Source organism: Flavilitoribacter nigricans DSM 23189 = NBRC 102662 (assembly GCF_002646595.1).
GTDB lineage: Bacteria > Bacteroidota > Bacteroidia > Chitinophagales > Saprospiraceae > Flavilitoribacter > Flavilitoribacter nigricans.
In genome coordinates this window covers 333,404-347,126 of the sequence record NZ_PDUD01000019.1, presented here as the reverse complement: position 1 = coordinate 347,126, position 13,723 = coordinate 333,404, and the positions used below count along the sequence as shown (strand labels likewise).

Sequence of the window (13,723 nt, the reverse complement as noted above, 5' to 3'; positions counted from 1 at the left end):
CATATCCCAATTTACTCCAGGATGGGTGCGGTCTGCTCCGCGGTAGCCAGGCCGCCAGGTAATTCCATGATGCGGATATTACGGAAGTGGATCTCCGCGCCTTCGGCTTCGAGGCAGATATAGCCTTTTTTGTAGCCGGATTCCCGCAGTCCGTTCACGAATTTGCCGTTCACGGATAGTTTGACCGTTCCGTCCACGGCTACCACTACGTATTTGTTCCACTCTCCTTTGCCTTTGCAGCGCTTTTCCAGTGATTTACTGCGGGGGCCGCGGGGATTGTCCGGTACGGCGGTAAGGTCCATGGTCGGGAACAGTTCTCCGTGTACGTAGTCGTCCGTCCGATTGTGGATGGTGGCGTATTCCAGGTCCAGCATTTGTACCTCGATGGCTTTGGTCAGGCGTTTCTCCGGGAAGGGCGTGCCTTCACTCCAGATGAACATACCCGAATTGCCGCCGGCCTCCATGTGTTTCCATTCTACTTCGAGAATGAAATTTTCGTATTGCCGGTCGGTACGCATCACACCGATGGGGTTGCCGCCGCAGATCAGGACGCCGTCTTCTACGTGCCAGGTAGTGTCCGAAGTGTTTACGTCTACCCAGCCCGAAAGGTCTTTGCCGTTGAAGAGTGGGCGAAAGGCTAGTGGCTGGTCTTCCTGGGCTAGTAGTGGTTGAATACTGGAAAGAAGCAAGAGTATTACAAAAGGAAAATATCGCATGGTATTTGATTTTATAGCAGTTCAGGTTAAACTTTATGTCTTTCGGGTGTAATTGGTTCCGCAAATATTGCGAGTTAGCATTAGCAGCAGTTAGGCGATCCTACTCACCGTCCGGGGCTGATTGGTTCCTCTCTGACACCGTATATAGCCGCCGAAAAATTTCCGCACTGCAGCCCAATCTAAAACTTAATTATCAATTATCGGAAAAACTACACCGTCCGAAGGTTTCAAACCTCCCAAAATCCCAGCGCCCCAACTTCCTATCATCCCCCCTGCTTCCTATCTTTGACAAAAAAAGTCCAATGAAATTCGCATTGAACCGAATTACCATAATTACGATGCTAATGGCCATCACCCTTAATGGCTGCCGGGAAAACGGCGGCACCCCCACCGATCCGGAAACCTATACTGCTGCCATCGAAAAGCTCACCCAGGCGATCCAATACGAAATGGAAGATAAGGCCCTGCCGGCCGTATCGATGGTACTGGTGGATGACCAGCAGACGATCTGGGCGCAGAGTTTTGGCATGGAAGATTCCGCCGAGGAGAAAGCGGCGGATCTGGAGACCGTTTACCGGATCGGTTCCGTTTCCAAACTCTTTACGGACATTGCCGTGATGCAGTTGGTAGAACGGGGAGAAGTGGATCTCGACGTGCCGGTCCAGACCTATCTTCCGGATTTTAAACCCAAAAATCCCTACGATCAACCCATTACCCTGCGGCAACTGATGTCGCACCGGGCGGGTCTGATCCGGGAACCGCGCGTGGGGCACTATTTTCACGGATTCACCACTACACTGGAGCAAACGGTCAGCAGTTTGAATGGAGCCCCGCTTATTTACGAGCCGGAAACCCGCGTCAAGTATTCCAATGCCGGCATCGCGGTGGTCGGCTATGTACTGGAGAAGTTGAAAGGACAGTCCTTCCCGCTGTATATGCAGCAGCGCATCATTTCTCCCATGGGATTGATGAACAGTGCCTTCGAAGATACGCCTCCCATCAAGGCCCATCTGGCGGTAGGCGAGATGTGGTCTTATGACGGTCGCCGTTTTGCGGCTCCGACTTTCGGACTCGGCATGGCGCCGGCGGGCAGCATGTACGCCACCATTACCGACCTGGGTAAATTCCTGTCGGTGCTGTTCAATGGCGGCGAAGGAGCGCACGGCCGCATCCTCAAGCCGGCCACCCTGGAAGCCATGTGGGAACCGCAGTTCGAGTCCGGAGGCGACCGGAATTACGGTTTGGGTTTCGCCCTCGACGAACAGGGTGGTACCCGGCGCGTGGGGCACGGCGGCGCGATTTACGGTTTTGCCACCCAACTGTTTGCCCTGCCCGATGAAAAACTTGGCGCGGCGGCGGTCGCTACTGCGGACGGGGCGAATACCATCACTACCCGCCTGGCGGATTATGCGCTGGACCTGATGCAGGCCGCGAAAGCGGGTGAGGCGCTGCCGGAATATCCGACTACGGAGCTCATCCCCGCAGACTGGCGGGAAAAATACGAAGGGCACTACCAAAGTGGCGATAAAATACTGAGTCTGGAGGCCCGGGGAGAGGACCTGTTTGCGCTCACCAACGGCATCGAAGCCCGCCTGCGCAAAGTGGGAGACCAGTTGGTGGTAAACGACCGCTTCGCCTACGGTATGCGCCTGAGCCCACAGGAAGACGGCAGCCTGACGGTAGGGGAAGAGCGATACACCCAAATCACGCCGGCCAAACCCGAACCCTGTCCGGAAAAATACCGGGGCCTGATCGGCGAATACGGCTGGGACCATAATGTGCTGTTCATTTACGAGGAAAAGGGACAGTTGCACGCTTTGATCGAGTGGTTTTTCAAATATCCGCTGGAGGAGATCGATGAAAATACCTTTGCTTTTCCCGAAGAGGGGCTTTACCACGGGGAGCAATTGAAATTTACCCGAAACGATGCGGGCATCGCGGAACTGGTCGAGATCCCCCACAGTGTCGGATTCCCGCGCCGGCAACACATCCAGGCGGCGGAAACCTTCCAGATCGAACCCTTACTGGGGTCGGCCGAGCTGCGTAAGATGGCGCTGGCCGCCCGACCACCCGAAGAAACCGATCCCAAAACGGAATCGGACCTGGTGGAGCTGACGGATCTGGATCCTTCCATCAAGCTGGATATCCGTTACGCCGGTACCAACAATTTCATGGGGACGACCTTTTACCGGCAGGCCCGGGCCTTTATGCAGCGTCCGGCGGCGGAAGCACTGGTGCGCGCTCACCAAAAACTGCAGGAACAGGGATACGGACTGCTGATCTACGATGCTTACCGGCCCTGGTATGTCACCAAAATGTTCTGGGAAGCTACGCCGGAAGACAAAAAGATCTTCGTAGCCGATCCGGAGAAGGGATCCCGGCACAATCGCGGTTGTGCGGTGGACCTTACGCTGTACGATCTGAAAACGGGAGAAGTCATCACCATGCTGGCCGGTTACGACGAAATGACCGAACGTTCCTATCCATTTTATGTCGGTGGAACGGATCTGCAACGCTGGCACCGGGAATTGCTACGGGAGACCATGGAAGCGGAAGGATTTTCGGTTTATGATTTCGAATGGTGGCATTTTGATTACGGTGCGTGGCGGGATTATCCGATCATGAATGTGCAATTTGAACAGTTACAATAGTAAAACTGCAGGAGAATATCGGATGAGACCACCGGGAACGGATACGGGAAAGCCTGGAGCAAAAAAAAATTAAAAAAAATGGAAAAACCTCTCCACGCTAATCCACAGCGTTTTCCACAATTGCTGATTTTTAATCCGAACTGCGCTTGTGAACTATATATTCGTTAATTAACTTATTTTATAGAATAACATTTTGATGTTGATAACTAAGGTGGTGTAAAATTTGGCAAACTTGCATCTTATCCAATAATGATTCATCTTTGTTATCCGCGATCATTGAAACACACGGGTAAACAACGATCGCAATTTCAACCAGGTGTTAATCCAAATTAATACCGATTGATCGTACCGGTTCGAATGAATTTACTTTCGGTAAAAACAGACGGATCGGGTTAAAACTGCCCCGCGCTTGTGCTAGTCACGATGCAAAAGGGTGCCAGTAATGTTCTTTGAAATTGATGGATCTGTAGTGTAGGGAAACCAGGCGTTTCCAAATGGACGAGGCCGGATAAGCAACCTAAGGATGCTCTAATCAATTCAGCCTGTTGGACCACGCATCAGTTGAAGTACGGACCATTTCGGATAGGTTTAGGAAAGATCGGGTATTATTTCGATCGACCGAAAACCGTTGATTCCGAAAACCGGAAAGTGCGGAGGTGATGTACTGGAAAATAGGGTGAATAGAGCGGATGTTTCGTTGTGAAAACGGTGCGTTCCACGGGAACGAAAACGGGCCTTACAAAATACTGCGATCCGAATATCAATTCAAAGACATACGGTTCTCCGGAACGACCGTGGAGTTGAATGGTAGTGCAATCCGCTTGGATTTATTCGTAATGAAGAGCTGAATGCCCCGCTGCTGCAAGGCAGACTACTGTTTCACGGAAAGCCCGGAATTGTCTGGCTTCGGCTGGACGGCCGGAAAGCGATCAGGTTGGGAAAACCAGTCGGAATTCATTCCGGCGCCCTCCCGTAAGGGGCCCATTACTTACAGCTTACTTCGGTAAGTTGTAAGTAAAGACCCCGACCAAAAAGAGGAGACCTCCGTTCCGAAGGTCTTCTCTTTTTTTTTGTTACTGGTCAAACCAATCTCCCATTCGCGCCGGATCAAAAAGCTCATCGAGGTAAGCCGTGCGGGTCGCCTCCCGGTAGTTATCCCGGCAGCCTTCCACACCGCTGCGCATCAGGCTCTCGCAGGTACCGTCCGCGAAAGTGCCTTCAAAATGACCGCGCAGCAGTTCACAGTGCCCGAGTTCGTGGAACACCACAAATTCCCGGCCACGGTCATTGGCCCGCTCCCAGAAAGACCGGTCAATGGTTACCCGCCCCGGAAAACGTGGGCTGTAACTACATTCCCCCAAAACATTCTCTTCGTGGATCTCTTCGAGCAGGCCTTCGATGTTGGCCACTTTCAGGTCGACGGTCAGGCCGCGCCGGGCGGCTTCCTGCTCAAAGCGTTCGAAATACGGCCAGAGTTGCTCGTCGGCATTGGGAAAAGTCCGGATGGCGACCGGCTCCGGTTCCGGCAGAACCATCAGCGCTTCGTCTTTACTACATCCGGCAAGCAATAAGAGGCTCAACAGGCCCAACAGCCCGTAAGATCGGTATACATACATGTTTCACTGGTTTTTTGGAGTAGGTCTTTTGTCCGATTAAGATCTTCCTTAATCCAATGCTTTATTCGCCCGGAAGATTGTTGCCCCGGCCGTTAAGGAATGTTTAAAGTCGCTTCGCCGGGGCTTTGGGGCAGTTTATCCGGTATAGTAGACCCTTAATACCCGGCCGCCTGACCGTCTTTCCGCGATTCCGATGCGCCGAAATAGACCCTGCTCTCCGGATCGAACATAATGGCCTGGTAGCCTCCGTAGATCCCCACTTCGAAAGAGATGTTGTGCCCTTTTTTGACCAGTTCGCGGAGCGTCTCCATAGAAAAACCGGATTCCAGATTGAGCGTACCGCCATCGGTCATTTCCGAACCTGTCGGCTGGGATGATCCGCTGTGGCGCATGCGCGGGGCGTCACCGGCTTCCTGCAGCCCCATTCCGAAATCCACTAGATTGACTACGATCTGGGCGTGCCCCTGCGGCTGAACGGCACCGCCCATCAGTCCGAAACTGATCCAGGGTTTTCCGTCCTTCGTGATTAAAGCGGGAATGATGGTGTGGAAAGGTCGTTTGCCCGGAGCAAAGGCATTGAAATGATCCGGATCCTGGACGTTGAACATCTGGCCGCGGTTCTGCAGCACAAAACCCAGTCCATCCGGTACCATGCCCGAAGCGAAGACGGCGTAAATACTCTGGATCAGCGAAACCATATTACCATCCTTATCCGCTACGGTCAGGTAGGTCGTATTACCGGCTTCGATCTCACCGGCGGGGTAGGAGCGGGCGGCGCGGTCCAGGTCGATCAGCCCCCGTCGCTCATTGGCGTAGGCTTTGGAAATGATCTCCTCGGTGGGCAGGCGGTTGAATTCCGGATCGGCGTAGAAGCGGGCCCGGTCTTCGTACGCCAGCTTTTTCGCTTCCGTCAGCACGTGCAGGTATTCCGGACTGCCGAAACCCATGGAGGAAATATCGTAACCCTCCAGGATATTCAGGATCTGCAGGGCTGCAGTACCCTGTCCGTTTGGTGGTAATTCCCACACCTCGTAGCCGCGATAGTTCGTACTGATGGGTTCCACCCAGTTGGAACGATGGTTGGCGAGGTCTTCGTAGGAAAGAAACCCGCCGTTTTCTTTCATGTAGCGGTCAATAGTCCGGGCGATATCGCCTTTATAAAAAGCGTCCCGCCCCTCTTTGGCGATCAGTTCGTAGGTGTTGCCCAGATCCGGGTTTTTGAATACCTCACCCTTGCGCGGGGTGTGGCCATCCGGCATGTAGGTTTCGCTGAAACCGGGCAGATCCTGCCGGCTGGCGTAGGCCGATGCCATTTCAAAGGCGATCACCTCCGATACCGGAAAGCCTTCGCGAGCGTAGCCGATAGCCGGCGCCAGCAACTCGTTCATCGGTAGTTTGCCGAATTTTTCGTGCATGGCAAACCAGCCGTCCACACAGCCGGGAACGGATACGGGAAGTGGCCCCAGAAAAGGCACATATTGGAGCTCCTGCTCTTCAAAATATTTTATCGAGAGGGAGGCGGGGGAGCGACCGCTGCCGTTAAAACCATATAATTTCTCCTCTTCGGCGTTCCACACGATGGCAAATATATCGCCGCCGATGCCGCAACTGGCCGGTTCCACCAGTCCGAGTACAGCATTGGCGGCAATGGCCGCGTCCATGGCGCTGCCGCCTTTTTTCAGAATATCGAGCGCTACCTGCGTGGCCAGCGGCTGACTGGTAGCCGCCATACCGTGCTGGGCGATCACTTCCGAGCGGGTAGCGAAACCTTTTCCGGTAAGGCGATCCTGGGCAAAAACGAATACGACCGCTGAGGTCAGCAGGAAGCTGAAGACAAATTTTTTCATACTAGTATGGGTTTGGATTGTGTTCTACGCTAAAGGTAATACAGAATCCAAACGAAAAGGCGGTATACTTGGTTCAAAACCAACGCCACTGGTGATTTTCGGGTCGATCACCGGGATCTTTCTGCCCGGAGGTATATAGATCCGCGCCCGGGAGACGTCCAGAATATCTTCCTGGATCCGGATCCCCGGGAAACACGCCACCAGTTGCAATCCGTGGTCGGTCAGTTTGAAGTAGCCTACATCGGTTACGTAGTAGACCTCCTTACCCATTGCAAGTGCTCGCTGGCCGTTGAAGGTAACTTCCCGGACGTGATCGACAAATTTGGGTTTACCCTTACCGGTCATCACTACCTGGCCGTCTTTCAGGACAAAGCCGCAGGGATGCATCCAGTTGCCGATAAAGATAATGTGCTTCGCACCGTGCACGATATCGGGAAAACCACCCGGCCCAACGTAATCCGTCACCTGCTCACCCCGCTGGGATACATTGACGTTGCCGTCGCTGTCTACCTGCAGGAAGCCGAGTACGGCCATATCGAGGTGGTCGTGGTACCGTTCGAACATCCGGGAGGAAGATTCCAGATGTTGGGGATGGATAGCTGCGCCGAAAAAGATGCCGGGAGCCGGCAAACCGCCGTACGATCCGGCCTCGGTGGTGAAAATGTAATCCTCTTCCCGACCGTGCTCGACGATGATGCGGGCGACTTCTTCGGGAAATCCGACCCCGATATTGATCATACCGCCCTTGGGAACGACCCGGGCGAATATACTGGACGCCAGCCGGGCGATCATCTGCCCGACCGGAGTGCGCACCGGCGTGATCTTCAGGAAGGTATTGATGAATTTGAGTCGGTCTACAGCCCGGTGGACGTCCGGTCGGCCTTCGGGCGTAAAAATGCGCCAGTATCGTTTTTGGGGTACGCTGATGGTTTGCTCATTATAGGGATTGACCACGATGTAGTCTACCCAGCCTTTGGGAATACTGATGTTTTGCGGATCGGCGGGGATAATCTCCGAAACGGCTACCATCACCCGGCCGCCGTGGCGGCGGACCGAACGAACCGACGGCAGATTTTCCGTGATCGTGGAAGCATTTTTGAAATAAATATTGCCAAACTCATCGGCGTAGGGTGCGCTGATGAGGGCTACTTCCGGCTGGGGCATGGTGTAACGCAGGTTTTCCCCTTCCCGCCGGACAAACTGTTGACCGGCCGTATAGTTAACCGCCGCACCGGTCCCGCAGCTCGGATCCATAAAGGTTTTCAATGCAACATCCGAGAGCAGGTCCCGTTCGCCGCGTCCCTGGGCTTCCAGGAGTAAAGAGATAATGCCCTGGGGTAGGGTATAGAGTTCAAGGTCTCCTTTGGCACCCAGCTTGAGCTGGGCTTTGGCCGTTTCGAGGTGGCCCGTCAGGTAAGCGCTCATCAGGCCGGGCAGGCCAATCTCTTCTACCGTTCCGGGCACCCGTCCGCGCGAACCCTGGGCACCGGCATTGATCCAGGTCAGGCCCCGTGGGTGGCCGGTTTGGCGAAAGCGATCGCGGAGGGCGTAAAAAAATACGGAACAACGGGCATTACCGGCAATGCCGCTGGAAAAGACGACGGCGTGGTCGTTGATCAGGGCGGCGGCTTCCCGGGCCGAAAGGAATTTGTCGGGATCTGATCCGGGGGGGCGGTAATCCAGGTCACGCCGGGACCAGGACAGTCGCCAACGGAGGATATGGAAGATCCATTTAAATTTTTCTATCCAGTTCATGGTGGGGTGTTTTATGGTTTGGAACAGTCTCTCAGGTCTCGGCGTACTGCCGTTTCCCTGGAAATAATTTCTTTTTCAGATTGCGCAACCTTTTGATCGGGTGATTCCGGATAAACCGGCGCAGGAACCAGGGAGAGATGCGGTTCATGATCAGGGTGATCCCTTCCGTGCCGCCGACGAAAACCTCTTCCTTCTCCCGGAGCACGGCCTGCAGGATCTTTCCCGCCGCTTTTTCTACCGGATAGGCGCTTTGGAAGGTCTGTTCCACCCGCCCGAATAAATGACCGCCTCCGTCCAGGGCATGGGCGGTGATCCGGGTTTGAATAATACCCGGTACGATGATGGTGATCTTCACCCCGGAACCGGCAATCTCACTCCGCAGGGTTTCGTAAAAGCCCTGGACGGCGTGCTTCGAAGCCGCGTAGGAGGAGGTGCGCGGTACGCCGTATTTTCCGGATAAACTGCTGATCACGACCAGGTGGCCGCTTTTTCGTCGGAGCATATCGGGCACTACCGCTTTGGTGATGACCATGGGGCCGAAGTAGTTGGTATTCATGATCTTTTGATCGGTGGCCAGATCGGTGTCGAGCGCAAAATCGCGGAGGCCGACCCCGGCATTGTGGACCATGTAATCGATCCTGCCGAAAAAAGCGAGTGCTTCTTCGGCCTTTTTGGGGAGTTCTTCCAGCCGTTCGAGATCCAGAGGGAGTATCCGGACTTCGACCTTAAATTCCTGTGCTCTGGACCGCACCGCTTCCAAGGATACCCGTTTGCGGGAAGAAAGGATCAGGGCGGCTCCCCGGGCTGCAAACTGATAACTCAACTGTTCTCCGATTCCGGAAGAAGCACCCGTTATCCAGGCGACCTTTCCACTTAGAGGGAGGATGTTCTTTGCCGTTCTCATAGTACCGTGTTTTGCCGGTATTTAAGATAAGTCCGATCGGCGAAAATGATGATGATGGAAATCATCTCCGCTTCGGGTATCCGGTGATTTGGCGGAAAAAGCCCGGGGAATAAGTGCGGTGGAAGAGCAATGCCTAAGTACCCGCGCCGGCCGACTGGCTATCGTGGTTGGCGTACAGAACCTCAGTTTTTGGTCCGGATACAGCCCGGGGCTACAAAACCGCCGTATAGAGGCTGTTCAATAATCCACCGGCCAGGGTTTGGCATTTTCCGCATAATTCGACAACTTTACTAGTGAATTTTCGGAAAATCCATTGCAGTGCCGCCCCACTAGTGCGGCCAACCCTTTAGGTTGCTCTATCAAATTGCCCCGAGTCCGCTACGTTTTGCTAATTGGCTTAAACCTAATTCAGTAGTATGAATCGCAGGTGGCACCCTCTCTTACTGGTTTGTTGTTTCCTTCCCATTTATCTGTTGGGGCAGGCGAATTTGAATGCCGATAGTCTCAGTGCGGCCCTAGACCGGGCGTCGGCCCTCTGGGGCACCCAACCGGTAGAAGCGCTGGAACTGGCGGAATGGGCACTGGAGAAAGCAACGGAACTAGATCTGCCGGATCAACAGGCCAGCGCCAATAAGATACTCACCCGCCTGTACGCCGAACAGGGAAATTACGTGGCGGCAACGCAGTCCGGGCTGGCGGCCATCCGCTTATTTGAACAAAAAGGAGACACCAAACAGGTCTGCCGCATGCTGGTCTATATGGGCGTACTCTATCGCTACCAACTGCAGCTGGATCAGAGTATCGACTACTACCGGCAGGCAGAAGAGCTGGCCGTCACGCACGATTACGATACGCTGAAGGCATCGATCTGGGGCAACATGGGCAATGTCTTTCACGATCAGGGGGACTACGACCGTGCTTTGGAATACCACCAGCGATCCCTGGAGATCAACACGGCTTTCAATAACCGGCAGGGAATGGCCAATAGCTACCACAATATCGGCCTGGTCTACCGGATCCAGAAAGAGTACGATAAGGCAATTGAGTACTACGAAAAATCCCGGATCATTGATCAGGAGGTCGGCAACCTCCGGAATATCGGTCTCTCTTATCTGGAATTCACCGCCCTGCACATCGAAATGGGGGAGTACGAGGAGGCATTGGGATACGCGGAACAGACCCGGGAAATTGCCGATCAGATCGCATCGGACCGGCTGCGGTCACAGGTCCTCGGGTATTTACCGCTCATCCACGCCAGCCTCGGCAATACGGAACTGGCCCTGGATTACTTTCATAATTATCGCGATCTCTCCGATAGCCTGCAGGCCGATGCCCTGTCCCAGCAGATTGCCGAAATGCAGACCCGTTACGGAGTCGATCAGCAGCAAAAGGAACTGGATACCCAGGAAGCGGCCCTGAAACAACAGCGCTGGTTGATCATCGGCCTGCTGGCGCTGCTGTTACCGGGTTTGTTTATAGCCTACCTGTTGTTCAACCGCTATAAGCTCAGGCAACGCAACCGACAATTACAGTTGGAAAACCAGCAGTTCCGCCTGTCGGCCGACCTAAAGGAGCAGCAGAACCTGGATCAGATGAAGTCGCGCTTTTTTGCCAATATCTCGCACGAATTCCGTACACCGCTCAACCTCATCCTGGCGCCGCTGGAACAGGAGCGGCCCGCTATTCCCAAGGCAGAGATCGGCATGATGCGCCGCAATGCCCAGCGTTTGTTACGATTGGTTAACCAATTACTGGATCTGGCGCGCATTGAGGGCGGATTGATGAAGGTAGAAAAGCGGGATCTCGAACTGGCCAGTTACATCTCCAATATCGCCCGGGCTTTCCTGCCATTGGCGGAATCAAAAAACATTCATTTCCAGATGGACATTCCGGAGCGGGATTATATTGCCGCCGTTGATGTAGACAAGCTGGAAAAGATCATCTACAATTTGCTGTCCAATGCCTTCAAGTTTACGCCCGAAGGTGGAAAAGTAACCATCCACGTCGCCATTGAGGGCGGACGCCTGCTGCGCCTGAGCGTATCCGATACGGGGATCGGGATCCCGGAGGCAGACCGGGAAAGGATCTTTGAACGCTTTTATCAGGTAGATGAGTCGTCTACCCGCGCCTACGAGGGTACCGGGATCGGGCTGGCCCTGATCAAGGAACTGGTCGATATGCAGGAAGGACAGATCTCCGTAGACAGCCAGTCCGGGAAGGGAAGCACCTTTACGGTGATCATCCCGCTGGAAATGAAAAATGGTGAGCACCAGGAAATCGCCATGGAGTCGGTACTGCCGGAGCTGAATGCGATTTATCCGGAAGTGGGCTCGGCCGTAAGTAATGAATTGACGACTACCGATAAGCCGCCGGTGGCGGACCTGCCGTTGCTGCTGTTGGTAGAGGACAATGCGGACCTGCGCAACTACGTCAGTGCCCAACTGGCGGATAAATTCCAACTTTTGGTAGCGGTACACGGCCGGCAGGGGCTGGAAATGGCCCGGGAGCAGGTACCCGATGTGATCGTTACGGATGTGATGATGCCGGAAATGGATGGCCTCCAGCTGACCAAAAAACTCCGGTCGGATCAGCGGACCAGCCATATTCCTATTCTGCTCCTGACGGCCCGGGACGATGGGGCCACCAAGATCAAGGGGTTTGAGACCGGAGCCGAGCAGTATCTCGTCAAGCCATTCGGCATCGATGAGTTGACGGCCCGGGTGAACAGCCTCTTGTCCCAGCGCGATCTCCTGCGACAGAAGTTCAGCCGGGAGGTCGTCCTGCAACCGGAATCGGTGAGCATGAACGACCACGATGCGGAATTCCTGCAGGAACTGATCGGGATCATCGAGGAAAATATCGAGAACGAAAGTTTTACGGTGGAATACCTGCAGCGGGAGATCGGAATGAGCCGGATGCAGTTACACCGGAAGCTCAAAGCGCTGGTGAATCAGTCGGCCAGTGAATTCATCCGCTCCATCAAACTGAAACGGGCCGCCCAGATCCTGCTCCAGCCCGGGATCCAGATCACGGAAGCGGCCTACCAGTCTGGATTCAATCATCTGTCTTATTTCGCCAAGTGTTTCAAGGAGCAGTACGGTCTTTCTCCATCGGAATACCGGACGGCTAACGAAAATTAATCCTGATCCCGGCCTAAGCTCACAAAAAAATAGTCTTTTTTTATCGCTGCCGGTAGTCTAGCCGATGGTTTGTTTTTCAGCAAAAACACTTACCAGCCCTCAGCGACCGGACCTCGGATTATCAAAAATCGGACATCCAATCTAACATTCCGGCCAATCTGCTGATTACCGGGCTTCTATCTCGATGTTAGGTTGTGCCGCACATTCCTTTTATATAACTTAGTCTTAATACTTCAACGCGAAAAGAGCGTGGCGCCGGGAACCGGATCGGTCCCTACTGCTCATTGTTCTTCTGCCGCAAGTACATAAGTACGCGTACTGTTCCTACAAAACATTCGTCCTCTTTTTTATTACTCCCGTATCATTGGTTGTCCATCCCCTCCCCATGGGCCTATCACTTTTTCAAATAGGTACTGCTGATAAGCGGTGCCCCCTAAAATCAATTAATATGTTGAACTTTAGTATTCTAACAAATCGCTTTTCTTTTTTGAAAAGCCTGGGGCTTTTTCTGATTTTAACCGGACTCGTAGCCTCGTGTGAAAAACAACAGGTAATACCCCGCGATGCTCCGGACGAGGAACTTACGGAACGGCAGGGGCTGCCCTCCAGTGCTACCGTAATATTTGGGGATGAAAATGCCGGCTCGCCCTTTCCTCCCGGCTCGGGTCATGATCAGTCTTATCATGCAAAGGACAAATTAGTGCCAAGAACCGTAGTGATCGCAGCCGGTGGAGTGGTCCATTACGAAATGGCTCCCTTTCATCAGGCCGCCATTTACGAACCCGGTACCCAGCCGCAAGATATCGATACCTCGCTCACGGAGGATATTACCTTTCCTTTTTTTATACCTGACTTTATCATCAATGATCCGGGTGGCCGCATCGCCTTATCTCCGCCCCTACCTCTCGAACCAATTACCTGGACGACCCCGCCGGGAACTTTTGATACGCCGGGTAGATACCTGGTGATCTGCACGACTACTCCACATTTTGTTCTGGCAGATATGTACGGCTGGGTGATTGTGAAGTAGCCCGACGAACTTAAGATACCGTCCCGGTTTTCATTCTGCAGGGGAATGAAAACCGGGATTATTT

General features: G+C 53.8%; 8 protein-coding genes. 3 read left to right on the top strand and 5 right to left on the bottom strand.

All coding sequences use genetic code 11. The features are described from left to right. Positions 1-11: 11 nt before the first annotated feature. Positions 12-716, bottom strand: coding sequence for a 3-keto-disaccharide hydrolase (locus CRP01_RS14150; protein ID WP_099150704.1), 705 nt, complete (start codon positions 714-716; stop codon positions 12-14). A 302-nt stretch (positions 717-1,018) separates the two neighbouring features. Here CRP01_RS14150 and CRP01_RS14145 point away from each other — a divergent pair, with 302 nt between their 5' ends. Then, positions 1,019-3,367: a serine hydrolase gene (locus tag CRP01_RS14145; protein ID WP_099150703.1), complete on the top strand. Its 2,349-nt coding sequence runs from the start codon at positions 1,019-1,021 to the stop codon at positions 3,365-3,367. Between the two features lie 1,073 nt (positions 3,368-4,440). Here the strand turns inward: CRP01_RS14145 and CRP01_RS14140 are convergent. The 4 genes from CRP01_RS14140 to CRP01_RS14125 form a co-directional block, all read right to left on the bottom strand. After that, complete coding sequence (locus CRP01_RS14140; protein ID WP_099150702.1) at positions 4,441-4,983, bottom strand: hypothetical protein; 543 nt, start codon at positions 4,981-4,983, stop codon at positions 4,441-4,443. Between the two features lie 155 nt (positions 4,984-5,138). Continuing rightward, entirely contained in the window at positions 5,139-6,830 is a 1,692-nt protein-coding gene (gene ggt / locus CRP01_RS14135) for a gamma-glutamyltransferase (protein ID WP_099150701.1), read from the bottom strand. A gap of 24 nt (positions 6,831-6,854) precedes the next feature. Continuing rightward, positions 6,855-8,585, bottom strand: a complete 1,731-nt coding sequence (locus CRP01_RS14130; RefSeq protein ID WP_099150700.1) for a malonate decarboxylase subunit alpha — start codon at positions 8,583-8,585, stop codon at positions 6,855-6,857. Positions 8,586-8,616: 31 nt separating this feature from the next. Continuing rightward, on the bottom strand, positions 8,617-9,489 hold the full coding sequence (locus CRP01_RS14125; protein WP_099150699.1) for an SDR family NAD(P)-dependent oxidoreductase: 873 nt from the start codon (positions 9,487-9,489) through the stop codon (positions 8,617-8,619). Positions 9,490-9,905: 416 nt separating this feature from the next. On the opposite strand from CRP01_RS14125, the gene CRP01_RS14120 reads away from it, so the two are divergent. Next, on the top strand, positions 9,906-12,629 hold the full coding sequence (locus CRP01_RS14120) for a tetratricopeptide repeat protein (protein WP_099150698.1): 2,724 nt from the start codon (positions 9,906-9,908) through the stop codon (positions 12,627-12,629). Positions 12,630-13,077: 448 nt separating this feature from the next. Further along, entirely contained in the window at positions 13,078-13,659 is a 582-nt protein-coding gene (locus CRP01_RS14115) for a hypothetical protein (RefSeq protein ID WP_099150697.1), read from the top strand. Positions 13,660-13,723: the final 64 nt, after the last annotated feature.

Bases quoted from the DNA above. Each gene is read 5' to 3' on its own strand.
- CRP01_RS14150 (WP_099150704.1), bottom strand. From the start codon at position 716: ATGCGATATTTTCCTTTTGTAATACTCTTGCTTCTTTCCAGTATTCAA.
- CRP01_RS14145 (WP_099150703.1), top strand. From the start codon at position 1,019: ATGAAATTCGCATTGAACCGAATTACCATAATTACGATGCTAATGGCC.
- CRP01_RS14140 (WP_099150702.1), bottom strand. From the start codon at position 4,983: ATGTATGTATACCGATCTTACGGGCTGTTGGGCCTGTTGAGCCTCTTA.
- ggt (WP_099150701.1), bottom strand. From the start codon at position 6,830: ATGAAAAAATTTGTCTTCAGCTTCCTGCTGACCTCAGCGGTCGTATTC.
- CRP01_RS14130 (WP_099150700.1), bottom strand. From the start codon at position 8,585: ATGAACTGGATAGAAAAATTTAAATGGATCTTCCATATCCTCCGTTGG.
- CRP01_RS14125 (WP_099150699.1), bottom strand. From the start codon at position 9,489: ATGAGAACGGCAAAGAACATCCTCCCTCTAAGTGGAAAGGTCGCCTGG.
- CRP01_RS14120 (WP_099150698.1), top strand. From the start codon at position 9,906: ATGAATCGCAGGTGGCACCCTCTCTTACTGGTTTGTTGTTTCCTTCCC.
- CRP01_RS14115 (WP_099150697.1), top strand. From the start codon at position 13,078: ATGTTGAACTTTAGTATTCTAACAAATCGCTTTTCTTTTTTGAAAAGC.